The 23,477-nt window shown below is 58.4% G+C and carries 24 protein-coding genes; 22 read left to right on the top strand and 2 right to left on the bottom strand.

Going from position 1 to position 23,477, the window contains the following annotated elements; genetic code table 11:
* The first annotated feature begins 35 nt into the window (after positions 1-35).
* The 7 genes from AB5Y92_RS14085 to AB5Y92_RS14055 all read left to right on the top strand — a co-directional run bounded on the left by AB5Y92_RS14085 (position 36) and on the right by AB5Y92_RS14055 (position 5,031).
* Entirely contained in the window at positions 36-437 is a 402-nt protein-coding gene (locus AB5Y92_RS14085; RefSeq protein ID WP_342401366.1) for a LafX, read from the top strand.
* Positions 428-1,510 (top strand): flagellar hook-length control protein FliK, encoded by a 1,083-nt coding sequence (locus tag AB5Y92_RS14080; RefSeq protein ID WP_368177725.1) that lies wholly within the window; start codon positions 428-430, stop codon positions 1,508-1,510. The genes AB5Y92_RS14085 and AB5Y92_RS14080 overlap by 10 nt, the downstream gene beginning before the upstream one ends.
* A gap of 113 nt (positions 1,511-1,623) precedes the next feature.
* Positions 1,624-2,004 carry a flagellar basal body-associated protein FliL gene (gene fliL, locus AB5Y92_RS14075; RefSeq protein ID WP_368227003.1) on the top strand — a complete coding sequence of 127 codons (381 nt, stop codon included), beginning with the start codon at positions 1,624-1,626 and terminating at the stop codon, positions 2,002-2,004.
* A gap of 7 nt (positions 2,005-2,011) precedes the next feature.
* On the top strand, positions 2,012-2,728 hold the full coding sequence (gene lafS / locus AB5Y92_RS14070; protein WP_047438672.1) for a lateral flagellar system RNA polymerase sigma factor LafS: 717 nt from the start codon (positions 2,012-2,014) through the stop codon (positions 2,726-2,728).
* Between the two features lie 50 nt (positions 2,729-2,778).
* On the top strand, positions 2,779-3,636 hold the full coding sequence (gene lafT, locus AB5Y92_RS14065) for a lateral flagellar motor stator protein LafT (protein ID WP_019444796.1): 858 nt from the start codon (positions 2,779-2,781) through the stop codon (positions 3,634-3,636).
* Positions 3,636-4,583, top strand: a complete 948-nt coding sequence (lafU, locus tag AB5Y92_RS14060; protein ID WP_047438670.1) for a lateral flagellar motor protein LafU — start codon at positions 3,636-3,638, stop codon at positions 4,581-4,583. Before lafT ends, lafU begins: the two co-directional genes overlap by 1 nt.
* The gene (locus AB5Y92_RS14055; RefSeq protein WP_081990729.1) at positions 4,570-5,031 is read left to right on the top strand and encodes a hypothetical protein; all 462 of its coding nucleotides are present in this window, start codon (positions 4,570-4,572) and stop codon (positions 5,029-5,031) included. Before lafU ends, AB5Y92_RS14055 begins: the two co-directional genes overlap by 14 nt.
* Here AB5Y92_RS14055 and AB5Y92_RS14050 read toward each other — a convergent pair.
* Positions 4,964-5,971 (bottom strand): lytic transglycosylase domain-containing protein, encoded by a 1,008-nt coding sequence (locus tag AB5Y92_RS14050; protein WP_368227002.1) that lies wholly within the window; start codon positions 5,969-5,971, stop codon positions 4,964-4,966. The genes AB5Y92_RS14055 and AB5Y92_RS14050 overlap by 68 nt on opposite strands.
* 80 nt (positions 5,972-6,051) lie before the next feature.
* The gene (locus tag AB5Y92_RS14045) at positions 6,052-6,501 is read right to left on the bottom strand and encodes a hypothetical protein (RefSeq protein ID WP_368227001.1); all 450 of its coding nucleotides are present in this window, start codon (positions 6,499-6,501) and stop codon (positions 6,052-6,054) included.
* 115 nt (positions 6,502-6,616) lie between these two features.
* On the opposite strand from AB5Y92_RS14045, the gene mraZ reads away from it, so the two are divergent.
* The 15 genes from mraZ to lpxC all read left to right on the top strand — a co-directional run bounded on the left by mraZ (position 6,617) and on the right by lpxC (position 23,383).
* Complete coding sequence (mraZ, locus tag AB5Y92_RS14040) at positions 6,617-7,075, top strand: division/cell wall cluster transcriptional repressor MraZ (RefSeq protein WP_013723406.1); 459 nt, start codon at positions 6,617-6,619, stop codon at positions 7,073-7,075.
* Complete coding sequence (gene rsmH, locus AB5Y92_RS14035; RefSeq protein ID WP_005336168.1) at positions 7,076-8,014, top strand: 16S rRNA (cytosine(1402)-N(4))-methyltransferase RsmH; 939 nt, start codon at positions 7,076-7,078, stop codon at positions 8,012-8,014.
* Between the two features lie 3 nt (positions 8,015-8,017).
* The gene (ftsL, locus tag AB5Y92_RS14030; RefSeq protein WP_005336166.1) at positions 8,018-8,332 is read left to right on the top strand and encodes a cell division protein FtsL; all 315 of its coding nucleotides are present in this window, start codon (positions 8,018-8,020) and stop codon (positions 8,330-8,332) included.
* Positions 8,329-10,083: a peptidoglycan glycosyltransferase FtsI gene (locus tag AB5Y92_RS14025; protein ID WP_005336163.1), complete on the top strand. Its 1,755-nt coding sequence runs from the start codon at positions 8,329-8,331 to the stop codon at positions 10,081-10,083. The genes ftsL and AB5Y92_RS14025 overlap by 4 nt, the downstream gene beginning before the upstream one ends.
* Positions 10,016-11,548, top strand: a complete 1,533-nt coding sequence (gene murE, locus AB5Y92_RS14020; protein ID WP_368227000.1) for a UDP-N-acetylmuramoyl-L-alanyl-D-glutamate--2,6-diaminopimelate ligase — start codon at positions 10,016-10,018, stop codon at positions 11,546-11,548. Before AB5Y92_RS14025 ends, murE begins: the two co-directional genes overlap by 68 nt.
* Positions 11,545-12,900, top strand: a complete 1,356-nt coding sequence (gene murF, locus AB5Y92_RS14015; protein ID WP_368226999.1) for a UDP-N-acetylmuramoyl-tripeptide--D-alanyl-D-alanine ligase — start codon at positions 11,545-11,547, stop codon at positions 12,898-12,900. The genes murE and murF overlap by 4 nt, the downstream gene beginning before the upstream one ends.
* Positions 12,894-13,976, top strand: coding sequence for a phospho-N-acetylmuramoyl-pentapeptide-transferase (gene mraY, locus AB5Y92_RS14010; protein ID WP_005356635.1), 1,083 nt, complete (start codon positions 12,894-12,896; stop codon positions 13,974-13,976). Before murF ends, mraY begins: the two co-directional genes overlap by 7 nt.
* Before the next feature lie 4 nt (positions 13,977-13,980).
* On the top strand, positions 13,981-15,264 hold the full coding sequence (gene murD / locus AB5Y92_RS14005) for a UDP-N-acetylmuramoyl-L-alanine--D-glutamate ligase (RefSeq protein ID WP_368226998.1): 1,284 nt from the start codon (positions 13,981-13,983) through the stop codon (positions 15,262-15,264).
* Positions 15,261-16,442 (top strand): cell division protein FtsW, encoded by a 1,182-nt coding sequence (gene ftsW / locus AB5Y92_RS14000; RefSeq protein ID WP_005336154.1) that lies wholly within the window; start codon positions 15,261-15,263, stop codon positions 16,440-16,442. The genes murD and ftsW overlap by 4 nt, the downstream gene beginning before the upstream one ends.
* Entirely contained in the window at positions 16,442-17,524 is a 1,083-nt protein-coding gene (gene murG, locus AB5Y92_RS13995) for an undecaprenyldiphospho-muramoylpentapeptide beta-N-acetylglucosaminyltransferase (protein WP_108612400.1), read from the top strand. The genes ftsW and murG overlap by 1 nt, the downstream gene beginning before the upstream one ends.
* Positions 17,525-17,624: 100 nt before the next feature.
* Positions 17,625-19,079 carry a UDP-N-acetylmuramate--L-alanine ligase gene (murC, locus tag AB5Y92_RS13990; protein ID WP_252656289.1) on the top strand — a complete coding sequence of 485 codons (1,455 nt, stop codon included), beginning with the start codon at positions 17,625-17,627 and terminating at the stop codon, positions 19,077-19,079.
* 97 nt (positions 19,080-19,176) lie between these two features.
* Entirely contained in the window at positions 19,177-19,929 is a 753-nt protein-coding gene (locus AB5Y92_RS13985; protein WP_005336149.1) for a cell division protein FtsQ/DivIB, read from the top strand.
* On the top strand, positions 19,910-21,169 hold the full coding sequence (ftsA, locus tag AB5Y92_RS13980; protein WP_005336148.1) for a cell division protein FtsA: 1,260 nt from the start codon (positions 19,910-19,912) through the stop codon (positions 21,167-21,169). Before AB5Y92_RS13985 ends, ftsA begins: the two co-directional genes overlap by 20 nt.
* 39 nt (positions 21,170-21,208) lie before the next feature.
* Positions 21,209-22,360: a cell division protein FtsZ gene (ftsZ, locus tag AB5Y92_RS13975; protein WP_005336147.1), complete on the top strand. Its 1,152-nt coding sequence runs from the start codon at positions 21,209-21,211 to the stop codon at positions 22,358-22,360.
* Positions 22,361-22,459: 99 nt separating this feature from the next.
* Positions 22,460-23,383: a UDP-3-O-acyl-N-acetylglucosamine deacetylase gene (lpxC, locus tag AB5Y92_RS13970; protein ID WP_005336146.1), complete on the top strand. Its 924-nt coding sequence runs from the start codon at positions 22,460-22,462 to the stop codon at positions 23,381-23,383.
* The last annotated feature ends 94 nt before the right edge of the window (positions 23,384-23,477 follow it).

The raw sequence follows: 23,477 nt of genomic DNA, 5'->3' as shown, positions 1-23,477 counted from the left end.
TCTGTTCTTCCTCACGCCCAACATATTGAAATTTCTTGGTTCTCGGTCTGGCCCACTCCTTGCTTGTGGGCTGGTTCATCTTCTTTTTGGGGCTCGTCATGTCAGGTATTGCGCCCGTGTTACGTGAGACCGAACTGCAGACGCGCCAGCGCCAGTTATTGGGGTTGGGTACGCTATTGCTGCAACAAGCGCAAGCTGGCCAGTGGGAAGCTGTCAGGCTAACCGATGGACGCTTCGCGCAATTTGTCTCTCAAGTTAGCCGGAATCCCCAACTCTGGGCTGCGTTGCAACCAGCAAGAGATAAAGCCCGGGTGTTGTATCGACAAGCATTGCAGCTTTGCGAGCAGGAGACCTTGATTCGTAAACAGGAGTGGCAGCAGCTTTCTTCGATTCGTGAAGGCTTGACTGCTTACGGTGAGACAGAGCAATGGGATTGATTCAATTTAGCGGTTTTGATGCGGTGAATTCGCCAGATGTCACGGCCTTGAACCGTTTGTCCGGCCAAGCCGGCAGTGAAGGGGAGTTATATCAACCGCTGGATGAGGTGGTTGATCCTCTGCTTGCGTTGCCCTTGCCCGAGTTGGTTGCCAGTGATGTTCCGGTAGACGAAGCAGAGAGCGAACAATCAGGAGCGGAAGGCGACCCGGTTGAACAGCTGCAAGCGTTTACCAATGTGCCTCCTCTCTTTGTCAGAGTAAGTGATGCCGATCTTGATGGTTTTCGTGTAAGCCGTACTTTTTCCCGAGCTGAAGGTAGCACTGGTGGGCAGCAGGTGGTGGTGGATAACAAATTGCCGCCCTCTCTTCGTGCCTTGATGGGGAGTGCGACCACGCTGCCCGAGCAAGAGGTGATGCCGCGTCGTGAGACGGTTTCTGCCGCTGCGGAACAGGCGCTCTCTACCTTGCTTGCCAAATCAAATGGGCAAACCGGTGTATTGCCCGGCCGCTTCACCTTGCCGGTTATGGCTGCCGGTTTCGATGCTGGAAATGTGCCTGATACCGCAGCGGTAGAAAACAGGCTGCCAGATGCTCGCCAGCTGGCAGTTGGCCAACTCGCTGCGACGCCGTTGCGACCTGCCGACTATCAGTGGGCACCTGTCCGGTTGTCAGACAACCAGAGCCAGTGGGGGCAACAGTTGGTTAGCCTGCTTCAGGACAAGGTTGAGCTGCAGGTCAATCAACAGGTGAAACAGGCCCACATCCGGCTGGATCCGCCAGAGCTCGGGCGATTGGAGTTGACCGTCAAGCTCGATGGTGACCGGCTCAATGTCCAGTTGAATGTGACTAACCCGGCGGTGCGCGATGCAATGATCCAGTCGATGGAGCGCTTGCGCATGAGCCTGGCTCCCCATCATGCCGGCGGCGTTGAGGTCAATGTGGGGCAAGGCGGCGAGCAGGGGCAGCAGGATCGGTGGCAACAGGAGAAGATCCTGGCTGGCCGCCGTCAGTGGTTGGATGAACCAGAGTCCCAATGGGGGACGATGCACGACTGGCTCAATACTCTGGTCTGATTTTTAACACGTAATAACGAGAGTGGTTTTACATTATGCGGCGTGTCATGAAGTGGTTGATGGTTGTCGTCATTGCCCTGTGTCTGCTGGTTTTGCTGGCATATGGTGCCTGGTTGAAACGCGATGTAATTGAAGTCTGGCTCGGATTGGCAGAGCCAAAGCCAGAGCTGAGCAGCACTCCGCTGTTCAAGCCGATGGAGCGCTTCGTTATCAGTCTGGAAGGGGGCGAACAGTCCCATTATCTGGTGCTGGAGCTGGCACTGGTGACCTACAACCCGGAGCAGGTTGCCAAGCTGGATGAGCTGACTCCACTGATCCGCAATGCCATGGTGCAGTATTTCAGCCACCGCTCCCATGATGACGTAAAAGTCGAGCTGCAGAATATTTCCAAGTTGCAAGTCTCTCTGCGCGACAAGCTGGTCACTACGGTACAGGGATATGGCTATAAGCCCTATCTTGATGAAGTGCTGATCACCAAGGTACTGGTACAGTAGCCACGATATGACTGATTCCGTTTGGGATGCTCAACAAGAGTTTGCCGATACTCCGCAACTTCCTCGCACGGGAGAGCCTGCTATTCTTGCTCGCTATCTACCCTTGGTGAAGCGAGCCGCCAGCCATCTGCGCAGCCAGGTCAGTGCCTGTTTTGATCAGGAGGACATGGAGCAGGTGGGAATGATGGGATTGCTGGAGGCGTGGCGCCGTTATGGCAGCGAGCCCGATGCCCAGTTTGAAAGTTATGCCTTCAAACGGATTCGTGGCGCCATGCTCGATGAGTTGCGCCGTCTGGACTGGCGACCCCGCCAACTGCGACAGCAGGTACACGGCCATAATCAGGCGCAGCGTGAACTGCACAATCGTTTGGGGCGCCCCCCCTCAGAGCAAGAACTTGCTGCTGCGCTCGACTGTTCGGTGGATGAGGTGCGTCAGTTGTCCTACGCCAGCCAGGCTGAAGCGCTGCAGAGTCTGGAAGAGTGGCTGGAGAATGGCGGCAAAGCTCCGACCACAGAGTCTGATGATGTCGATATGGCGATGACCATCAGCAAGGTGTTGGCCACTCTGGATAAACGCGAGCAGTTATTGCTTTCCCTCTATTACCAGCAAGAGCTCAATATGAAAGAGATCGCGCTGGTGCTTGGATTAACCGAATCCCGGGTTTGTCAGCTGCACAAACAATGTGTACTTCAGCTAAAGCAGCGATTGGTCGACTCCATATAGTAGTGCTTCACCTTTACTGGTGACCCTTCTTGTATCGTGCGGGAACATTCATGCAAAAACAGATTGGCATCGGCGTCATATTAGTGTGCGTGCTGGGTGGCTTCATGATGGCCGGGGGAAACCTCGCAGCCTTGTGGCAGCCAGCCGAGCTCATCATTATCATCGGCGCAGCGGTAGGCTCCATGTTTCTGGGCAACTCGAAAGAGGTGATGCATGAAATGTGGCGGCAGATAAAGATGTGCTTCAAAGCGAATAAAGAAGAGAAAGAGGTCTATCGTGAGCTGCTGACTCTGATGCATCAACTGCTTGAAGAGACACGCAATAAGGGGATGAAGGCGCTCGACGAGCATATTGAAAATCCCCAGCAGAGCTCGGTTTTCTTGATGTATCCCCAGATTTCGGAAGATCCCCAACTGCTTGGTTTCATTATCGATAACCTGCGTCTGCTCGGAATGGGCAAGATCACACCCCATGAACTGGATACCGTGCTGGAGCAGGAGATCATGGCCATTGAAGAGGACATGCTCAAGCCTGCTCATGCCTTGCACAAAACCGGCGAGGCCTGCCCGGGCTTCGGCATTCTTGCTGCGGTGATGGGGATCATCATCACCATGCAGCAACTGGATGGCCCTCTGAGCAATATCGGTGTCCATGTGGCGGCTGCTCTGGTGGGCACCTTTATCGGTATTTTCCTCTGCTACTGCTTGCTGGAGCCAATCAGCAATGCCATGGAAGAGATGGTCAAGCGCCGTATCGGCCTGTTGATGTGCATCAAGTCGATCCTGATTGCCCAGCTGCGTGGCAAGACACCGCTGCTTGCCGTCGATTCGGGTCGCAAGATCCTGGAGCCTGAAGTCAAACCAAGCTTCCTTGAGCTGGAAGATTGGGTGACCAACAGGGCGATGTAATGCGCAATCACGAACAGATTATCGTCAAGCGTCAGCAGCGTCGTAACAGCGGTCCCAAAGGGGGAGGCGCCTGGAAGGTGGCATTTGCCGACTTCACGTTGGCCATGATGGCGTTCTTCATGGTGCTGTGGATCCTGGCTGTGTCCAATCAGGAGGAGCGGGAAGTCGTTGCCAGCCGCCTGCGGGACTACAGCATCATGGACAGTGAAGCCAACCCGTTTGATATTCGCAACAGCCCCTATCCTGTCGATCTCGGGGGTAACCCCTCTGTGATGGATGAGTTGAATCCCAAGTTCGATCAGCAGGGCCAGCTGATGCCCAAGCATATGGACCGTAATCAGAGCATTTTTTCTGACGGCCCGGGTGGTGGGTATGAAAAGCTGTTGATAGGCAAGCTTGAAGGTGAAGCCCAGATGAAGCAGCTGGCCAGCTTTATCGACCATCTTGCTGAGCAGATGCAGGCGAAGAATAACCTCGAGATTCAAATTGTTCCCCAAGGATTGCGGATCCTGATCCGTGATGACGCGGATCGGGAAATGTATAGCCGCGGCAGTGCCCGTATCAGCCCTTTCTTTCGCCATATGTTGATGGCATTGGCCCCCATATTCCAGCGTATCGAGAATCGGGTCATGATTTCTGGCCATACCGACAGCACACCGTTTGCCGGTGACAATTACAGCAACTGGGAGCTGTCGTCAGACCGCGCAATGATGGCAAGACGGGTGTTGCTGGCGGGAGGCATGCCACCTGAACGGGTCGGGCAGGTTGTCGCGATGGCCGATACCATGCTGGAAGATACCCGGAATCCACAAAGCAGCCGTAATCGGCGCATTGAATTGCTGGTCATGACAACCCAGGCAGAAACTAATCTGGAGCAACTTTTCAGCTCCCAAACGCAAGCGGCAACCACCCATGCCAAGGAGATGATTTCCCATGGACGACCCTGAGATCGAGTTTCCGCTGCATACCTCGCACAATGATCCACGCAGAAAAGTACCGCGCTGGTATCTGCACGATGGAACAACGCCTTTCGAGTCACAGAGTTGTGGTATTGCGGCCAGATTGCTGATTTCCGGATTGCTGTTTGACAAGAGCATTGGCCGCGCAGTGATCAAAGATATTGGTCCGGGCGGGGTCGGTTTCCTTGCTCCTGCTCGATTTGAATTACCCGAAACGGTGAAGCTCGCCCTGTTGCCGCGAATTGCGCTGGATTGCAACATCACTCATCGTCGCGCCATTGGCCGGCAGCTCTGCTTTTATGGTGCTCGCTGGTCATATCCGGAAGAGGTTGATTTGGCTCCGGTACTGAGCCATTGGCGCCACTGTTTCATGGTGCCGCAATCAGCGGCCGCTTCTGCTGAATCCCAAGAGGATCAGGCAAGCGTTCCAGCCTGATCTCGCCTCGACTCATATCAAGCCCCCTGGCAGCTTTCAGCAACAGGGGATCATGCAGACTGTCCAGTGAGACCGCTTTGACAATGGCGGTCGCCCCTTTCTTCTGGTTGGCGGTGGGGGCTTTGCCCTTGCTATAGACGATCGGACAATTGGTTATCCCTTGCGCGACAGGGAGTTGCCAGGCCGGATTCCAGCGGCTGGCTTCATTCATTGATACGCCTTTTGCCTGAGCCCACGCGGGCAGTGAGCAGCCGTTCGGATGACGGAATATTTGCAAGTCATTGCCGCTGTGCCATGGCGGAAGTTGAAACTGATAGCTGTCAGCCATATCAAGCAGTCTTGCCAGCGCAACAAAGCGCGCGACATAAAAGCGTGTTTCAGTCGGAAGCTCCAGTTCCCATATATTACGTGTCCCCGCTTTTAAAACCGCATTGAGTACCCGCCCTTCTCCTGCGTTGTAGGCGGCCAAAGCAAGCAGCCAGTCATTGCCAAAGAAGCGATACAGCCATGCCAGATAGGAAAGGGCAGCCTCTGTCGCCAATGGCAGTGAATAGCGCCCATCAAATTCGCTGGTGATGGGAATGGCAAATCGGGTGGCGGTATCTGGCATCAGCTGCCAGGGGCCTGCGGCGCCAGCAGAAGAGACCACATCCAATCGGTAACTGCTTTCCAGTAAAGGAACAAAGGCAAGCAAGGGCGGCAGTTTGCGTTCGTGAACCTGTTCCGCGACCCAGCGAATAACGGGCTGTGTCTCCGCAAGACGTTGTTGAAGATAAGGGCGCTGCTTCAGCAAGAATTGCTGCTGCTGACCGACCAAATCTGCCCCTTTACCCTGCATCGGGACAGGGAAACCAGCTTGCCACTGATAATTGTGATAAGCATGGCAAGATGTTGATATCATTAACATCCCGCACATTAGTAAAGAAATGAGCCTGGTCATGGGGCAATTGTTGAGCAAGGATCGCGCAATAATAAAAACATGATATATCTCAACAGTTTTTTGAATTTAAGGTCGTCTGATCATGTGTAATCCAGGACGTAGCAAGCATGATAACACGAGTAAAAAAGAGCCCAAATTCGGGTAAAGCGATTCAGAAGTTTTTGCTGTATCTGATACTCGCCAATTTCATTCTGATGGGCTTGTACATTGGTTACGCTCAAGAGCTGGCATTTGCCACCAATATTCTGCTGACATCCCTGCTGATTATTTACAATCTGTTGCTTTGTCAGCTGGTGTCTCTGCGTGCTCGCCGTTCGAAAGATGGTTACATCATCTATCCAGTGATATGTGTCAGTATTTTGCTCTGTGCCGTGGTATTGTTCCGTTTCATCATATCGCCCAGATAGTGACCGCTCACCGACTTGCTGCTTATTAATCACTTTCTGTTTTTTCAGCAATAACTCTTGGAAAATCAACCCACTCAATCTGCGGTATGCAACTGCTGCGTCAATATGTTCCCTCTGTCCCATCTCCTTGCTTGAAAAGCCCCCTGCACGTCCTTAAACTTCAAGGTGGGGAAAAGTGGATCAAAGTGGTTTTTAGAGGGGCAATCTGCCTGCTCACTCACCTTCAAGGGACTGCAATTTGTTGCGTGGCGCTCATGCCATCAGCCTGGACAGTAAAGGGCGGCTGGCAATTCCGACCAAATTCCGTGATTGGCTGCGCGATGAAAGCGACGGCCAGCTGGTTTGCACCATCGATATTGCACATCCCTGTCTGCTGCTTTATCCCCTGAATGAATGGGAAGAGGTCGAGCGCAAGCTCAAGACTCTCTCCAGCATGAATCCGCAAGAGCGCCGTTTGCAGCGACTGCTGCTGGGACATGCAACTGAATGCGAGCTGGATGGCAATGGCCGTCTGCTGCTCAGTCAGCCACTGCGCAACCATGCGGGGCTGGACAAGAAAATCATGCTGGTGGGCCAGCTCAACAAGTTTGAGCTGTGGGATGAAGCCCGCTGGCAACAACAGGTCAATGACGACATCTTGGGTCTGCCCGGGGACGATTGGGCAAGCTCACCACGACTACAGGATTTCTCTTTATAAATGACCCAAGCCGCTGAACACATCACAGTGCTGCTGCACGAAGCCGTTGAAGGTCTGGCCATCAAGCCGGACGGTGTCTACGTCGACGGTACTTTTGGCCGTGGTGGTCATTCTCGTCTGATCCTGCAGCACCTTGGCCCCAATGGCCGCCTGATCGCCATCGACCGCGATCCCCAGGCGATTGCCGAAGCAGCCAAGATCCAGGATCCCCGTTTCGAAATCGTGCACGGCCCCTTCTCCGGTATCGCCTCCTATCTGGATGAGCGCGGTTTGCTGGGCAAGGTGGATGGCTTCCTGCTGGATCTGGGGGTCTCTTCACCCCAGCTGGATGATGCCGAGCGAGGCTTCAGCTTTATGAAAGATGGTCCGCTCGATATGCGGATGGACCCCACCTCCGGTCAGAGCGCCGCCGAGTGGCTGGCCAAGGCCGATGTGGATGACATCGCCTGGGTGCTGAAGACCTTCGGTGAGGAGCGTTTTGCCAAGAAGATCGCCCGCGCCATCGTGCATGACCGTGTGACCGAGCCTTATGTGCGTACCCGTCAACTGGCGGAGATGATTGCCCGGGTCAATCCGAGCAAGGAGAAGGGCAAGCATGCGGCAACCCGCAGTTTCCAGGCCATTCGCATCTATATCAACAGCGAGCTGGACGAGATCGAAACCGCACTCAACGGTGCGCTGGAGGTGCTGGCACCACATGGCCGTCTGTCAGTGATCAGCTTCCATTCGCTGGAAGACCGCTTGGTAAAGCATTTCATCCGCAAGCACGAGAAGGGGCCGGAAGTGCCTTACGGCATTCCGTTGACCGAGGCCCAGCTGGCTGGCGGTCGCAAATTGAAGTCGGTCGGCAAGGCACTCAAGCCTTCTGATCATGAAGTATCTGAAAACAGCCGGTCACGCAGCTCGGTGCTGCGGGTTGCCGAACGGCTGGCGGAGTAAGCGATGAGCGAAGTGCGTGTTCATCTGGCCAAGGAGATCGTTGCCGATCTCTGGCGGCACAAGCTGCAGATTTTTCTTTCGGTCGCCGTGCTGGTGACCGCGTTTGCCGTGATCCTGGTGACCAACATGACCCGTGGTCTGACGGCCAAGCAGAACGATCTGATGGCGGAAGAGGATCGCCTCAATATCGAATGGCGCCACCTGTTGCTGGAACAGGGCACCCTGGCTGAACACTCCCGGGTGGCGAGTCTGGCGATGGACAAGTTGCAGATGGGTCGTCCGCTGGTGACCACCGAGAAGGTAATTACCCAACCATGAAACGCAAGGCTACAGCCAAAGCTGCCAAAGCGAATGTCAAAGCGCCATCGATCTATCCGTGGCGCTTTCGCACGCTTGCGGTGTTTATCGGCATCGCGTTTGTGGGTCTGATCCTGCGTCTGGCCTGGATCCAGGTGATCAATCCGGATCGTCTGCGTCAGGAAGGGGACATGCGCTCCCTGCGTACCACCTCTACCCAGGCGGTGCGCGGCATGATCACCGATCGCAACGGCGAGCAGCTGGCGGTTTCTGTGCCGGTCGAGGCGGTCTGGGCCGATCCCAAGACGGTGCATGAATCCGGTGCCATCAATAATGAGCGAGCCTGGCTGGCGCTCTCCGCCGTGCTCAAGCTCGACATCAATACCCTCAAACACCGCATCGCCAACCCCAGCAAGCGCTTCGTCTATCTGCAGCGTCAGGTTACTCCTGCGGTGGCGGAGTACATCAAGGGGCTCAAGCTGGGTGGCGTCTACCTGCGCCCAGAAGCGCGCCGCTTCTATCCGACTGGCGAAATCAGTGCCCATCTGGTGGGGGTGACCAACATCGATGGCAGCGGTATTGAAGGGATTGAGCGCAGCTACAACGAGTGGCTGACGGCAACCCCCGGCGAAATGCGGGTACGAAAGGATCGTCAGGGGCGCGTCATCGAACGGCTTGGCATCGTCAAAGAGGGCAAGAACGCCAACGATCTGCAGCTCAGTATCGATCAGCGGGTGCAGGCACTGGCCTACCGTGCCCTCAAGCGGGCAACCGACGAGAACAAGGCGACCTCCGGCTCCATGGTGATGCTGGATATCAAGACCGGTGAAGTGCTCGCCATGGTCAACACCCCCTCCTATAACCCGAATAACCGAGGCCAGTATCAGAGCTTCCGGGTACGCAACCGGGTGGTGACCGATACCTACGAGCCGGGTTCGACCGTCAAGCCATTGATTTTGCTAAGTGCCTTGCAGGCAGGTGTCACCAGCTGGAAGGATTTCATTCCCGGTGGTCCGCTCTTTATCGGTGCCAAGCAGATCAAGGACGTCAGTATCCACAAGGCGACCAACCTCTACGACATCCTGCGCTACTCCTCCAACATCGGTATGTCACGCATCGCGCTGCGGATGCCGGCGCAGGAGATGATCAATACCCTCAGCATGTTCGGTTTCGGCATGGATACTGGCAGCGGGCTGATGGGCGAGAGCAGCGGCATGCTGCCCCAGCGTCGCCGCTGGTCCGATATCGAGCGAGCGACCCTCTCGTTCGGTTATGGTCTGCGGGTCACCCCGCTGCAGCTGGCTTCCGCCTACGCCACCCTGGCCAACAAGGGCAAGCGGGTGCCGCTCTCCATCGTCAAGGTGACTACGCCGCCCAAGGGTGAGCAAGTTATTGATCACAACAACGCCGCTGCCATGTTGCAGGCGCTGGAGTATGTGGTCGACAACGCCATTCCAAAAGCCAAGATCCCGGGCTATCGGGTTGGCGGCAAGAGTGGTACCGCCAAGGTCGCCGTCGCCGGTGGCTATGGCAAGGATTACATGGCCTGGTTTGCCGGTTTCGCACCCGCCAGTGATCCCCGTTTCGTCATGGTGGTGGTGATCAACGAGCCAAAAGGCAGCGCCTATTATGGCGGCGCCGTGGCGACCCCACCGTTTGCAGAGGCCATGGGCGGGGTGCTGCAGCTCTTCAATATTCGTCCCGATGCGGTGCCGCCAGCGGTGCCCACCAAACTTGCCCGTACGGAGGCTTCTCTTGTCCCGCGCACTTGATGCATTACTGCGCCCCTTCGGTATCCAGGCGCCGGCGCTCACCCTGACCGATATCCAGCTGGATAGTCGGCGGGTTGGCCCCGGCTCGCTTTTCGTGGCCATTCGTGGTCATCAGGTGGATGGCAGACGGTTTATCGAACAGGCGGTGGCTCAGGGAGCGACCGCTGTTGTGTTTGAGGAGGATGGTGAATTTATCCCACCATCGACTCCGGTTTCCTGTATCGGGATGCGGGATCTGCCCGCTCACCTCTCTGCTCTTGCGGGCTATTTCTACGATCAGCCAGCCCAAAAATTGGATCTGGTCGGGATCACCGGCACCAACGGCAAGAGCACTACCGCTTTGCTGGTCGCCAACTGGCGCACCCTGCTGGGTGGCAAGGCGGGTGTGATGGGCACCATTGGCAACGGTCTGTTCGGTGAGCTGGTGGAAGCAGAAAACACCACCGGCAGCGCCGTACAGGTGCAAGCCAATCTGGCTGCGCTGCAAGAACAGGGCGCGGATCTGGTGGCGATGGAGGTCTCCAGCCACGGTCTGGTACAGCACCGCGTGGCAGCTTTGCCCTTTGCCGCCGCGGTTTTCACCAATCTGAGCCGGGATCACCTCGACTACCACGGCACCATGGAAGCCTATGGCGCGGCCAAAGAGCAGTTGCTGCAGCTGGTCGATGAGTCGAATGCGGTGATCAACCGCGATGACGAGCTGGGTGCCAAGTGGATCGGAAAATACCCGGCAGCGGTGGCCTTCAGTGTGGATGGCCCGATTGAACACCATTCTGGCCGTCAATTAACGGCGCAGCAGCTCGATTTTCACCAGCAAGGTTTTCGTGCGCAGATTAACTCCAGCTGGGGGAATGGTGTATTATCCGCCCCCTTGCTCGGGCGCTTCAACGTCAGCAATGTGCTGGCCGCGATGGGCGTGATGCTGGTGCTCGGTTACGACTTCAACGAACTGCTGGCTACAGCGCCTCAATTGCAGCCGGTGACCGGTCGCATGGAGTGTTTCGGCGGTGGTGATACGCCGCTGGCGGTGGTCGATTACGCCCACACCCCTGATGCGCTGGAAAAGGCATTGCAGGCCCTGCGGGTGCACTGCACCGGCCAGCTTTGGTGTCTGATTGGCTGTGGTGGCGACCGCGATCGCGGCAAGCGTCCCATGATGGCCGCCATGGCCGAGCAGTATGCGGATCGCGTGATCCTGACCGACGACAATCCCCGTACCGAGGAGCCGGCCCGGATCATGGCCGACATGGTGGCGGGTCTTCGCGATCCTGCTGCGGTGCAGGTGGAACACGACAGGGTCAAGGCGATTGCGCTGGCCATCGGTCAGGCGAGCAAACAGGACATCATCCTGGTGGCCGGTAAGGGTCACGAGGATTATCAGATCATTGGAACCGACAAGCGGCACTATAGCGACCGGGAAACCGTCGCGGCCGCCTTGCACACATTATTGGAGTCATTCAAATGATGACCCTCAAGCTTGCCGAGCTGGCGCAGGTACTCAATGCCCGTCTGATTGGTGACGACGGCGAGATCACCGTCGTCAGTACCGACACCCGCACTCTGGGCGCGGGTGCCCTGTTCGTTGCTCTGCGCGGCGAGCGCTTCGATGCCCACGATTTTTGCGAGCAGGCTGTTCAGGCAGGGGCCTCTGCCCTGCTGGTTGAGCGTGAACTGCCGCTGGCCATCCCCCAGCTGGTGGTGACCGACACTCTGAAAGGACTGGGCCGCCTCGGCAAACTGGTGCGCGAGCGCATCAACCCGAAAGTGCTGGCCATTACCGGCAGCTGCGGCAAGACCACGGTGAAGGAGATGGCAACCGCCATCCTGCGCAACGAAGGGGAAGTACTGGCCACTGCTGGTAACTTCAACAACGAGGTGGGCGTGCCGCTCACCCTGCTGCGCCTCGAACCGCAACACAAGTTTGCAGTGATGGAGCTGGGTGCCAACCATCCGGGCGAGATAGCCTGGACTACTTCACTGGCCAAACCCGATGCCGCCATCATCAACAACGTGGCGGCGGCCCATCTGGAGGGCTTCGGCTCGCTGGAAGGCGTGTTTCACGCCAAGAGCGAAATCTTTGAGGGCTTGAGCGAAGGCGGCACCGCCATCGTCAATGCCGACAACGAATTCTGGCCGAAGTGGCGGGAACGCGGCATTCACTGCGCCTTCTCCATCGAAGATCAGAGCCAGCCGTTCCATGCGCGCAACCTTGTACTCAACGAACAAGGCTGCGCCGAGTTCGTGATGGTGACCCCGCAGGGTGAGCTGAGCCTGACTCTGGCGATCCCGGGTCGCCACAACGTGGCCAATGCGTTGGCTGCTGCCGCGGGCTGTCTGGCCCTCGGCGCATCCCTCGCCTGTGTCAAGGCGGGGCTGGAGCAGATGGCACCGGTCAAGGGGCGCTTCTGCGTCCAACGCTGGGGTGGTCTGACCCTGGTGGATGATACCTACAATGCCAGCGTGGAATCCGTGCTGGCGGGCATCGATGCCCTGACCGCCATGGGCGGCTTCAAGGTGCTGGTGTTCGGTGATATGCGGGAACTGGGTGAGGAGTCTGCCGAGCAACACGCCCGGGTTGGCCGTCATGCCCGCGAGCGCGGTCTGGATGCCGTGCTGACAGTGGGGGAAGAGAGTCGCCATACCGCAGATGCCGCGGCGGGCCGACATTTCGATAACAAGGCGTCGTTGTTTGAAGTGCTTGCGCAAATGATAAATACACATCAGGAAATTTCGATTCTGGTCAAGGGGGCCCGTGGCTCCCGCATGGAAGATATCGTCGAGATGGTCAAAGGCCATCAGGAGTCAGCCACATGCTAGTCTGGCTGGCCGAACTGCTCACCCCGCACTTCACCTTCTTCAACGTCTTCTCCTACCTGACGTTTCGCGCCATCCTGTCGATCATCACCGGACTGGGGGTTGCCCTCTGGATGGGGCCACGCCTCATTCGCCGTCTGCAGATCCTGAAGTTTGGTCAGGTGATCCGCAACGACGGTCCCGAGTCCCACCTCAGCAAGCGGGGCACCCCGACCATGGGGGGCCTGATGATCATTGCTGCGATTTTCACTTCAGTGTTGCTCTGGTGCCGCCTCGACAACCCCTATGTCTGGCTGGTGCTGTTTGTGCTGGGTGCCTACGGCGCCATCGGCTTTGCCGACGACTACCTCAAGGTGGTGCGCAAGAATACCGACGGCCTGATCGCACGCTGGAAGTATTTCTGGCAATCCGCGGTAGCGCTGGCGGTGGCTGTGTTCCTCTATGCGACTGCAACCCATGAGGGACAGACCCAGCTGGTGGTGCCTTTCCTCAAGGATGTGATGCCGCAGCTTGGCCTGATGTTTATCGTGCTCACCTACTTTGTCATCGTCGGTACCTCCAATGCGGTCAACCTGACCGACGGTCTCGATGGCCTGGCCATCATGCCGACCGTGATGGTGGCGGGGGGCTTTGCCCTGATCGCCTGGGCTACCGGTAACGTCAACTTTGCCAGCTACCTGCACATTCCCTACGTGCCCTATACCTCCGAGCTGGTGATCGTCTGTACCGCCATCGTCGGGGCGGGTCTGGGTTTCCTCTGGTTCAACACCTATCCGGCGCAGGTCTTCATGGGGGATGTTGGTTCCCTGGCTCTGGGCGGCGCGCTTGGCACCATCGCCGTGCTGGTCCGTCAGGAGTTCCTGCTGGTGATCATGGGCGGCGTCTTCGTGATGGAGACTGTCTCGGTGATCCTGCAGGTGGGGTCATACAAACTGCGCGGCGTGCGGATCTTCCGCATGGCGCCGATCCATCACCACTACGAGAAGAAGGGCTGGCCGGAGCCGCGCGTCATCGTGCGCTTCTGGATCATCACCCTCGTGCTGGTACTGCTGGGTCTTGCCACCCTGAAGGTGAGGTAAGGCCATGGTCATCATCATCGGATTGGGCAAAACCGGACTCTCCTGTGTCGATTACTTCCTCGGCCGTGGCGTGACGCCATTGGTGATGGATACCCGCGCCAACCCACCCGGCAAGGATAAACTGCCGCCGGAGGTGGAGCTCATTCACGGTCTCGACGAGGCACTGCTCAAGCAGGCGCACATGATCGTCGCGAGCCCGGGTATCGCGCTGGCGACCCCCGAACTGAAAGCGGCAGCCGAGTGTGGCGTGCAGATCGTCGGTGATATCGAGCTGTTTGTGCGCGAGACCCAGACCCCGGTCATCGCCATCACCGGCTCGAACGGCAAGAGCACCGTCACTACCCTGGTGGGCGAGATGATTGCCGAAGCCGGTCTCAATGTCGGTGTGGGCGGCAATATCGGCACGCCTGCGCTGGAGCTGCTCAAGCAGCCGATGGATCTCTGCGTGCTGGAGCTCTCCAGCTTCCAGTTGGAAACTACTCACAGTTTGCGTGCTGCCGCCTCCGTGGTGCTGAACCTCTCAGAAGATCACATGGATCGCTATCAGGGCATGGCCGACTATCGCGCCGCCAAGATGGAGATCCATCAGCACTCCAAACACATTCTGGTCAATCGTGACGATGCCCAGACCCTGCCCGATGTGGGTCAGGTGTGGCAGAGCTTTGGTCTCGATTGCAATGGCTATGGCCGTTGTCTGCTGGATGGCCGCCACTGGTTGACCCTGCACGGCGAACCGCTGTTGGCAGTGGACGAGATGAAGATCGTCGGTGCCCACAATCAGGCCAACGCCCTTGCGGCCATGGCGCTGTGCGATGCGGTCGGTATTCCCCGTGCGGCTCAGCTTACCGTGCTGCGTCGTTTCGAGGGCTTGCCCCATCGTGCCCGCTTCGTGCGCGAGGTGAACGGGGTGCGCTGGATCAACGACTCCAAAGCCACCAACGTGGGTGCCACGCTGGCTGCCGTTGCCGGTGTGCGCGAGTCGGTCAAGGGGCGCCTGCTGCTGCTGGCCGGTGGTCAGGGCAAGGGGCAGGATTTTGGCCCGATACAGGCGCTGCTGGGTAACCAGATCGATCACATGTACTGCTTCGGTCAGGATGCCGAGGTGCTGCTGGCACTGGGCGAGCAGACCGAACGGGTGGCCGACCTGGCCGCTGCGGTTGCCAAAGCAGCGGCCGATGCGAAGCCCGGTGACTGGGTGCTGCTGGCGCCGGCCTGTGCCAGCCTCGATCAGTTCAAGTCGTTCGAGGTGCGCGGCGATCGTTTCACCGAGATGGTGCTGGCACTATGAACGCCCTTCGCGCAGCAGCAGGTCTATTCCAGCGCTGGTTGTTACCAGCGCGTCCTGCCGGTCTCTACGATCGGCAGTTGGTACTGCTGGCGCTCTCCCTGATGGCGGTCGGGGTGGTCATCGTGGCCTCGGCGTCGATCCCCGAAGGGATTGCGCTGGGGGATGACCCCTTCATGTTTGTGAAACGTCACGCCCTGTTTCTGGTGATGGCGCTCGGTATCTCCTGGTTTGTGTTGCAGGTGCCGATGGCGCGCTGGCAACAGCACAACGGCCCCATGTTACTGCTGGCGATCTTGATGCTGGTGCTAGTGCTGCTGGTGGGGCGGAACGTCAACGGTGCGGTGCGCTGGTTGCCGCTCGGCCCCTTCAACCTGCAGCCTGCCGAGTTTGGCAAGCTGGCGCTGTTTGTCTATCTGGCCGGCTATCTGGTGCGGCGCCAGAGCGAAGTGCGTGAAGCCTGGATCGGCTTCCTGAAACCGCTGGCGGTGTTCGGGGTGCTGGCGGTCTTGCTGCTGTTGCAGCCGGACCTGGGTTCCACCGTGGTGATGTTCGTTACCTCGTTCGGCATGCTGTTTCTGGCCGGTGCCCGATTGGGACAGTTTTTGACCCTGATCGGCGCGGGCCTCGGTTCGGTGGTGATGCTGATCATCGTCGAGCCCTACCGGATGCGGCGGGTGACCTCCTTTATGGATCCTTGGGCCGATCCGTTCGGCAGCGGCTACCAGTTGACCCAGTCGCTGATGGCGTTTGGTCGTGGCAGCTGGTTTGGCGAAGGGCTTGGCAACTCCATCCAGAAGATGGAGTACCTGCCGGAAGCGCACACCGACTTCGTGTTTGCGATCCTCGGTGAAGAGCTGGGCTACGTCGGGGTGCTGGGCGCCCTGTTCCTGATTTTTGCGCTGGCGGTCAAGGCGCTCAAGCTGGGGCATCGCGCGCTGGTTGCCGAGCGGCTCTACGACGGTTATCTGGCGATCGGCATCGGCATCTGGTTCAGCTTCCAGACCTTCGTTAACGTCGGCGCAGCCAGCGGCATGATGCCAACCAAGGGCTTGACCCTGCCGCTGGTGAGTTACGGTGGTTCCAGTCTCATCATCATGTCGGTGGCGGTGAGCATGTTGATTCGAATCGATTTTGAGTTGCGTCAGGCGACAGCCCAGGCGCGCGTGCGGGAGGTTTAGTGAGCAAGACTCTGTTGGTGATGGCAGGTGGTACCGGTGGGCATGTGTTCCCAGGTCTGGCCGTGGCCGATCGTCTGAAGGCCCAGGGTTGGACTGTCCACTGGCTCGGCACTGCCGACCGGATGGAGGCGGAGCTGGTGCCCGCCCACGGTTATCCCATCTCCTTCATCGATATTCAGGGGGTGCGTGGCAACGGCATCAAACGACTGCTGGTGGCGCCCTATCGCATCGTCAAATCGATCCTGCAGGCGCGTCAGGTGCTCAAGACCGTTCGCCCTGATGTGGTGCTCGGCATGGGCGGTTTTGCTTCCGGCCCGGGTGGCGTGGCGGCCTGGTTCTCCGGCATCCCGCTGCTGCTCCATGAGCAGAATGCTGCTGCTGGCATGACCAACAAGCTGCTGGCGCGTATCGCCAGGCGGGTGTTGATGGCATTTCCGGGTGCCTTCGCGCCGAGCCGTCGTACCGCCGTGGTCGGTAATCCGGTGCGTCCCGAAGTGGTCGCCCTGCCGGATCCGCAACTGCGCAGCGGGGATGAGCCACTGCATCTGCTGATCGTCGGCGGCAGTCTGGGGGCGCGGGTGCTCAACGAGCAGGTACCTGCTGCGGTGGCGGCATCCGGCGTGCCCATTGAAGTGCGTCACCAGTGTGGTAAGGGCAATGCCGAGACTGTCTCTGCTGCCTATGCCCAGCACGGCATCAATGCCGAGGTGAGCGAATTTATCAAGGATATGGCCAGCGCCTACGCCTGGGCCGACCTGGTGGTCTGCCGTGCCGGTGCGCTGACTGTTTCCGAAGTGGCTGCCGCCGGTGTGGCCGCCATTTTCGTGCCGCTGCCCCATGCGGTGGATGATCATCAGACCCGTAACGCCCTGACACTGGTCGACGGCGGTGCGGCCGAGTTTCTGCCCCAGTCCGAGCTGAACACAGCCTCACTGGCGGCACGCTTGACCTGGTTGGCAGGTCGCAGAGAGACCCTGTTTAACATGGCGAAAGCGGCTCGCCGCGTCGCCATCACCGATGCGGCCGAGCGGGTTGCAGATGAGTGCAAACAGCTCGCAACCGGGCTGCGTGGTAAAGATTGATGAGCAAGGTTGCAGCGATGACACCGTGCAGCCTTGTACCTGACTATATTGATGCCGCCGTGTGACAGCACACAGCCTGCGGCAGACTAAAGAGACGATTATGACCAAGGTTGAACTGGCAAAACTGCGTACTGTGATCCCCGAAATGCGCCGCGTGCGTCGCATCCACTTTATCGGCATCGGTGGTGCCGGTATGGGCGGGATCGCCGAAGTGCTTGCCAACGAAGGGTATCAGGTAACGGGTTCTGATCTGGCTCGCAACGCCGTAACCGAGCGGTTGGCCGGACTGGGTGCTCACATCTTTGTCGGCCACAGTGCCGAACACGTTGAGGGTGCCAGCGTGGTGGTGGTCTCTACCGCCATCAAGCAGGACAACCCGGAGCTGCTGGCTGCCCGCGAACTGCGGATCCCGGTCGTGCGCCGCGCCGAGATGCTGGCCGAGTTGATGCGTTTCCGCCACGGCATCGCCATCGCCGGTACTCACGGCAAGACCACCACCACCAGTCTGGTGGCGAGCATCTATGCCGAAGCGGACCGGGACCCGACCTTCGTCATCGGTGGCCTGCTCAACAGCGCCGGCACCAATGCCCGCCTGGGCAGCAGCCGCTATCTGATTGCCGAGGCGGACGAGAGCGACGCCTCCTTCCTGCATCTGCAGCCGATGGTCTCTATCGTGACCAACATCGAAGCGGATCACATGGATACCTACGGCGGTGATTTCTCCAAGCTGAAGGCCACCTTCATCGAGTTTCTGCACAACCTGCCCTTCTACGGACTGGCGGTGGTCTGCATCGATGATCCGGTGATCCGTGGCATGTTGCCCGAGATTGCCCGCCCGACCCTGACCTACGGTCTCTCTGATGATGCCGACGTGCAGGTGCTGGATTTTGTCCAGACCACCAACCACAGCTGCTTCCGTGTTCGCCGCAAAGAGGCCGGTGAGCTGCAGGTGACCCTCAATTTGCCGGGTATTCACAACGCATTGAACGCCGCAGCGGCGATAGCTGTCGCGACAGAGGACGGTGTCAGCGATGAGGCCATCATCTCTGCTTTGGCCAAATTTGAAGGGGTCGGTCGTCGCTTCCAGCAGTATGGCGAGTTTGACACTGGTCGCGGCAAGGCGATGCTGGTGGACGATTACGGTCACCACCCGAGCGAAGTGAAGGTCACCATCAATGCCGCCCGTGCCGGTTGGCCCGAGAAGCGTCTGGTGATGGTGTTCCAGCCGCACCGTTATACCCGCACCCGCGACCTCTACGAGGACTTCGCCGATGTGCTTTCCAAGGTAGACGTGCTGGTGATGCTGGAGGTTTATGCTGCCGGTGAGGAGCCGATCCCGGGCGCTGATGGACGGGCACTGTGCCGCTCCATTCGCTCGCGTGGCAACCTGGAACCCATCTTCGTCGCCACGCCAGATGACGTGCCAGCCGTGCTGGCCGACCTGATCGGCGAGGGGGATTTGGTGCTGACTCAAGGCGCCGGGAACGTCGGGGCGCTGGCCCGTCGCCTCGGAGAGATGAAATTGAGCATAGATAGCATGAAATCTGGCGCCTGAGGGCCCAATGAGTATTTTGACCGCCAAGCCGGGGCCTATATAATGGCGAACCGGTCTGTCAAAGGCCGGTTTAGCGCGTTACACGGGGATCGATCGGGTGGAGGCAAGGGCACAGGGGCGCACCAAGGGTGGCTTCATCGCAGGGGTAGCATTTTTCCTGCTGGTGATATGGGGCTGCTACCGGACGGCGCTGGATGTTAAAGGTTGGCTGACAGATGCCAACCGGTTGCCCATGAGCGAGCTGTTGCTGCAGGGGCAACACCAGTATTTGCAAACCGAAGAGCTGCGGATGGCCGTGCTGGATGGCGCCGAGCTGCGCAACTTCTTCGAATTGGACGTCAACGAATTGCAGGCAAGGCTCAATGCCTTGCCATGGGTGGCCTCGGTCTCGGTACGAAAGAAGTGGCCGAACAAGATCAAGATCTACCTCACGGAACAAGATGTGGCGGCGCGCTGGAATGGCAACCGCTTCGTCAACACCAAGGGCAAGGTATTCAGTGCCCCGGATCGGGTCAAGACGCCGCTGTTGCAGCTGTCAGGGCCGGATGACCAGGCCGCCCGGGTGTTGAAAGAGAGTCGGCAGTACGAGTCGCAACTGGCTGCCAAGGGATACAAGTTGCTGGGGGTGAATCTGACCCCCCGCCATGCCTGGGAACTGACCCTGGATGGCAATATCAAGCTGTTCCTGGGACGCAATGACATTGCGCTCCGGCTGCAGCGGTTTATCGATGCCTTCCCGGTTATCGAACCCCGTGCGCAAGTCGCCTACGTGGATCTTCGATACGACACCGGAATGGCAGTTGGCTGGAAGAAGAGCGAAGAGAAAGTGCATGACCAACACCGCAGATAGGAATTTGATTGTCGGACTGGATATCGGCACAACCAAGGTGGCGGTTCTGGTCGGGGAAGTATTGCCGGACGGTGAGCTGAACGTCATCGGTATGGGCAGTCACGCTTCTCGCGGAATGGAGAAGGGTGGGGTCAATGACCTCGACTCCGTGGTCAAGTCACTGCGCCGCGCGGTGGAAGAGGCCGAGATGATGGCAGATTGCCAGATCAGCTCGGTCTATCTGGGGTTGTCCGGCAAGCATATTGATTGCCGCAACGAGACCGGCATGGTGCCCATCTCCGATGAAGAGGTGACCCAGGAGGATGTAGACAACGTGATCCACACCGCCAAGTCGGTTCGCCTCTCCGACGAGCTGCGCGTGCTGCATGTGCTGCCTCAGGAGTTTGCCATCGATTATCAGGAAGGGATCAAGAATCCGGTCGGCCTCTCCGGTGTGCGGATGGCAGCCAAGGTTCACCTGATCACCTGCCATAACGATATGGCCCGCAACATTGAGAAATGTGTGGAGAAGGTCGGTTTGCGTGTGGATCAACTGATCTTCTCCGCACTGGCCTCCAGTTATGCGGTGTTGACCGAAGACGAGAAAGAGCTGGGTGTCTGCGTGGTGGACATCGGTGGCGGTACCATGGACATGTCGCTGTTTACCGGCGGTGCCCTGCGCCACACCAAGGTGATCCCGTACGCTGGCAGCACTGTGACCAGCGACATCGCCTACGCCTTCGGCACGCCGCCGCTCGACGCGGAAGCGATCAAGGTGCGCTATGGTTGCGCCCTCGGCCGTCTGGTCAGCAAGGAAGACAATATTGAAGTACCCAGTGTCGGCGGTCGTCCGGCGCGCAGCCTGCAACGGCAGACACTGGCTGAAGTGATTGAGCCCCGTTACACCGAGTTGCTCTCCATGGTGAATGATGAGCTGGTGCGGGTACAAAGCGAGTTGAAAGCGCAGGGGGTCAAGCATCAGCTGGCAGCCGGTGTGGTCTTGACCGGCGGCGCTGCCCAGATTGAAGGTATTGTGGAGTGTGCAGAGCAGATCTTCCAGAGCCAGGTCCGGGTGGGAGAGCCCATGAACATACGTGGTTTGAGTGATTACGTGCAGGCACCGGTGTACTCGACTGCGGTCGGGTTGCTGCAATATGGCCGCACCCATCAAGCCACAGGTAGCAACAAAGAATATGCCGCCAAGGCAAGCGTCGGTGGCCTGGTCAAACGGGTTAGCAACTGGCTGCGTGGCGAGTTCTAAGAATTTTGCTGAGTCAGGCAAATAAAGCGGAGAGACAACATGTTTGAATTTATGGATAGCCACACTGACGAAGCCGTCATTAAAGTGATCGGTGTAGGTGGCGGCGGCGGTAACGCTGTCGAGCACATGGTTCGTCAAAATATTGAGGGTGTTGAGTTTATTACCGTCAACACCGATGCCCAGGCACTGCGCAACTCCAGCGCCAACACTACCCTGCAGATCGGCGGTGGCATCACCAAGGGTCTGGGCGCCGGTGCCAATCCGGAAGTGGGTCGTGATGCGGCCATGGAAGATCGCGAAGCACTGCGTGAGTTGCTGACCGGTTCCGACATGGTGTTCATCGCCGCCGGTATGGGTGGTGGTACCGGTACCGGTGCTGCGCCGATCGTGGCCGAAGTGGCACGCGAGATGGGCATCCTGACCGTTGCTGTGGTGACCAAGCCGTTCTCCTTCGAAGGGAAGAAGCGGATGGGCTTCGCCGCGCACGGTATCGAAGAGCTCTCCAAGAACGTCGACTCCCTGATCACCATCCCCAACGACAAGTTGCTGAAGGTGCTGGGTCGCGGTATCTCCTTGCTGGATGCCTTCAAGGCGGCCAACGATGTACTGCTTGGCGCGGTACAGGGCATTGCCGAGCTGATCACCCGCCCGGGCTTGATCAACGTCGACTTCGCGGACGTGCGTACCGTAATGCGCGAAATGGGTACCGCCATGATGGGTACCGGTTCCGCTTCCGGTGATGACCGTGCCGAAGAAGCTGCCGAGAAAGCCATCTCCAGCCCGCTGCTGGAAGATGTGGATCTGGCTGGTGCCCGTGGCATCCTGGTCAACATCACCGCCGGCATGGACATGACCATCGAAGAGTTCGAAACCGTGGGTAACGCGGTCAAGGCCTTCGCTTCCGAGAACGCCACTGTAGTTGTGGGTACCGTAATCGATCCGGAAATGCACGACGAGCTGCGTGTGACTGTGGTTGCTACCGGTATCGGTGCCGAGCGCAAGCCGGACATCACGCTGGTCAAGAGCAGCCAGGTGCAAGAGCGCCCGGTGCGTCAGCCGCTGGTTAGCGACATGATGCAAGGCCGCGTGATGGACGAAGCCCCGGCCAAGGTGGTCAACGCCGAGCCGCAAGCTCGTCGTGAACCGGATTACCTGGATATTCCGGCGTTCCTGCGCAAGCAAGCTGACTAAGCCTCTTATGGCTCTCGTTTGTTTGTTGTTCAAGGAATGTGCTAAGATGGCCTGCCAACGACCATCTGGTCCGGATTTTAAGCTGTTTAGGGTACACCCATGATTAGACAAAGAACCTTGAAAACGAGTGTACAGGCGACTGGTGTCGGCCTGCATTCGGGCCGGAAAGTCACCATGACGTTCCGTCCGGCGCCTGTGAACACAGGGATCGTTTACTTGCGTACCGACCTGAATCCTGTGGTGGAGCTGCCAGCCAATGCCGATCAGGTGCGCGATACTGTGCTCTGTACCGCTCTGGTCAACGAAGCCGGTGTCCGTGTCTCTACCATTGAGCACCTCTCTGCCGCGCTGGCCGGGATGGGGATCGACAACCTCTACGTCGAGGTTGACGCACCCGAGATCCCGGTAATGGACGGTAGTGCGCATCCCTTTATCTACCTGCTGCAGGAAGTCGGGATCCGTGAGCAGAATGCTGCCAAGCAGTTTGTGCGGATCAAGAAGAGCATCCGGGTTGAAGACGGCGACAAGTGGGCGGAATTCCACCCCTATCGCAACGGCTTCAAGATGGATCTTGAGATCGATTTCCAGCATCCGGTCTTTGAAGGGCGCAATCAGCGTTGCGTACTGGATTTCTCCGGTGCCTCCTTCGTGAAAGAGATCAGCCGTGCCCGTACCTTCGGGTTCATGCGCGATATCGAGTACCTGCGTTCCCAGAACCTGGCGCTGGGCGGAAGCCTAGAAAACGCCGTGGTACTGGATGACTATCGGGTGCTGAACGAAGACGGTTTGCGTTATGAGGACGAGTTCGTCAAGCACAAGATGCTGGACGCGATCGGTGACCTCTATATGTGTAACCGCAGCATCATCGGTGAGTTCCGTGCCTACAAGACCGGACATGCCCTGAACAACAAGCTGCTGCGTGCCTTGCTGGCCGAGCAGGAGGCTTGGGAACTGGTGACCTTCGAGGGTGAGGGCGACAAAGCGCCTATCGCTTACTACGATAACGGTCTGGTTCTGGCCTGATAGCTGTGCAACGGAACGTCGGTCCTCTCTCCGCACCGACGTTCCGTCATTTGTTTACTCCATCCTTTAATACCGATTATCTCCCGGTTTTATT

Source organism: Aeromonas sp. R1-1 (genome assembly GCF_040908495.1).
GTDB lineage: Bacteria > Pseudomonadota > Gammaproteobacteria > Enterobacterales > Aeromonadaceae > Aeromonas > Aeromonas veronii.
Note: the sequence above shows the minus strand (reverse complement) of the source record. Positions and strands in the feature narration are given on the sequence as shown.

Excerpts from the sequence above, each read along its gene's own strand:
- AB5Y92_RS14080 (WP_368177725.1), top strand. The coding sequence starts at position 428 with ATGGGATTGATTCAATTTAGCGGTTTTGATGCGGTGAATTCGCCAGAT.
- lafS (WP_047438672.1), top strand. The coding sequence starts at position 2,012 with ATGACTGATTCCGTTTGGGATGCTCAACAAGAGTTTGCCGATACTCCG.
- lafT (WP_019444796.1), top strand. The coding sequence starts at position 2,779 with ATGCAAAAACAGATTGGCATCGGCGTCATATTAGTGTGCGTGCTGGGT.
- lafU (WP_047438670.1), top strand. The coding sequence starts at position 3,636 with ATGCGCAATCACGAACAGATTATCGTCAAGCGTCAGCAGCGTCGTAAC.
- AB5Y92_RS14055 (WP_081990729.1), top strand. The coding sequence starts at position 4,570 with ATGGACGACCCTGAGATCGAGTTTCCGCTGCATACCTCGCACAATGAT.
- AB5Y92_RS14050 (WP_368227002.1), bottom strand. The coding sequence starts at position 5,971 with ATGACCAGGCTCATTTCTTTACTAATGTGCGGGATGTTAATGATATCA.
- AB5Y92_RS14045 (WP_368227001.1), bottom strand. The coding sequence starts at position 6,501 with ATGGGACAGAGGGAACATATTGACGCAGCAGTTGCATACCGCAGATTG.
- rsmH (WP_005336168.1), top strand. The coding sequence starts at position 7,076 with ATGACCCAAGCCGCTGAACACATCACAGTGCTGCTGCACGAAGCCGTT.
- ftsL (WP_005336166.1), top strand. The coding sequence starts at position 8,018 with ATGAGCGAAGTGCGTGTTCATCTGGCCAAGGAGATCGTTGCCGATCTC.
- AB5Y92_RS14025 (WP_005336163.1), top strand. The coding sequence starts at position 8,329 with ATGAAACGCAAGGCTACAGCCAAAGCTGCCAAAGCGAATGTCAAAGCG.
- murE (WP_368227000.1), top strand. The coding sequence starts at position 10,016 with ATGCGGTGCCGCCAGCGGTGCCCACCAAACTTGCCCGTACGGAGGCTT.
- murF (WP_368226999.1), top strand. The coding sequence starts at position 11,545 with ATGATGACCCTCAAGCTTGCCGAGCTGGCGCAGGTACTCAATGCCCGT.
- mraY (WP_005356635.1), top strand. The coding sequence starts at position 12,894 with ATGCTAGTCTGGCTGGCCGAACTGCTCACCCCGCACTTCACCTTCTTC.
- murD (WP_368226998.1), top strand. The coding sequence starts at position 13,981 with ATGGTCATCATCATCGGATTGGGCAAAACCGGACTCTCCTGTGTCGAT.
- ftsW (WP_005336154.1), top strand. The coding sequence starts at position 15,261 with ATGAACGCCCTTCGCGCAGCAGCAGGTCTATTCCAGCGCTGGTTGTTA.
- murC (WP_252656289.1), top strand. The coding sequence starts at position 17,625 with ATGACCAAGGTTGAACTGGCAAAACTGCGTACTGTGATCCCCGAAATG.
- ftsA (WP_005336148.1), top strand. The coding sequence starts at position 19,910 with ATGACCAACACCGCAGATAGGAATTTGATTGTCGGACTGGATATCGGC.
- ftsZ (WP_005336147.1), top strand. The coding sequence starts at position 21,209 with ATGTTTGAATTTATGGATAGCCACACTGACGAAGCCGTCATTAAAGTG.
- lpxC (WP_005336146.1), top strand. The coding sequence starts at position 22,460 with ATGATTAGACAAAGAACCTTGAAAACGAGTGTACAGGCGACTGGTGTC.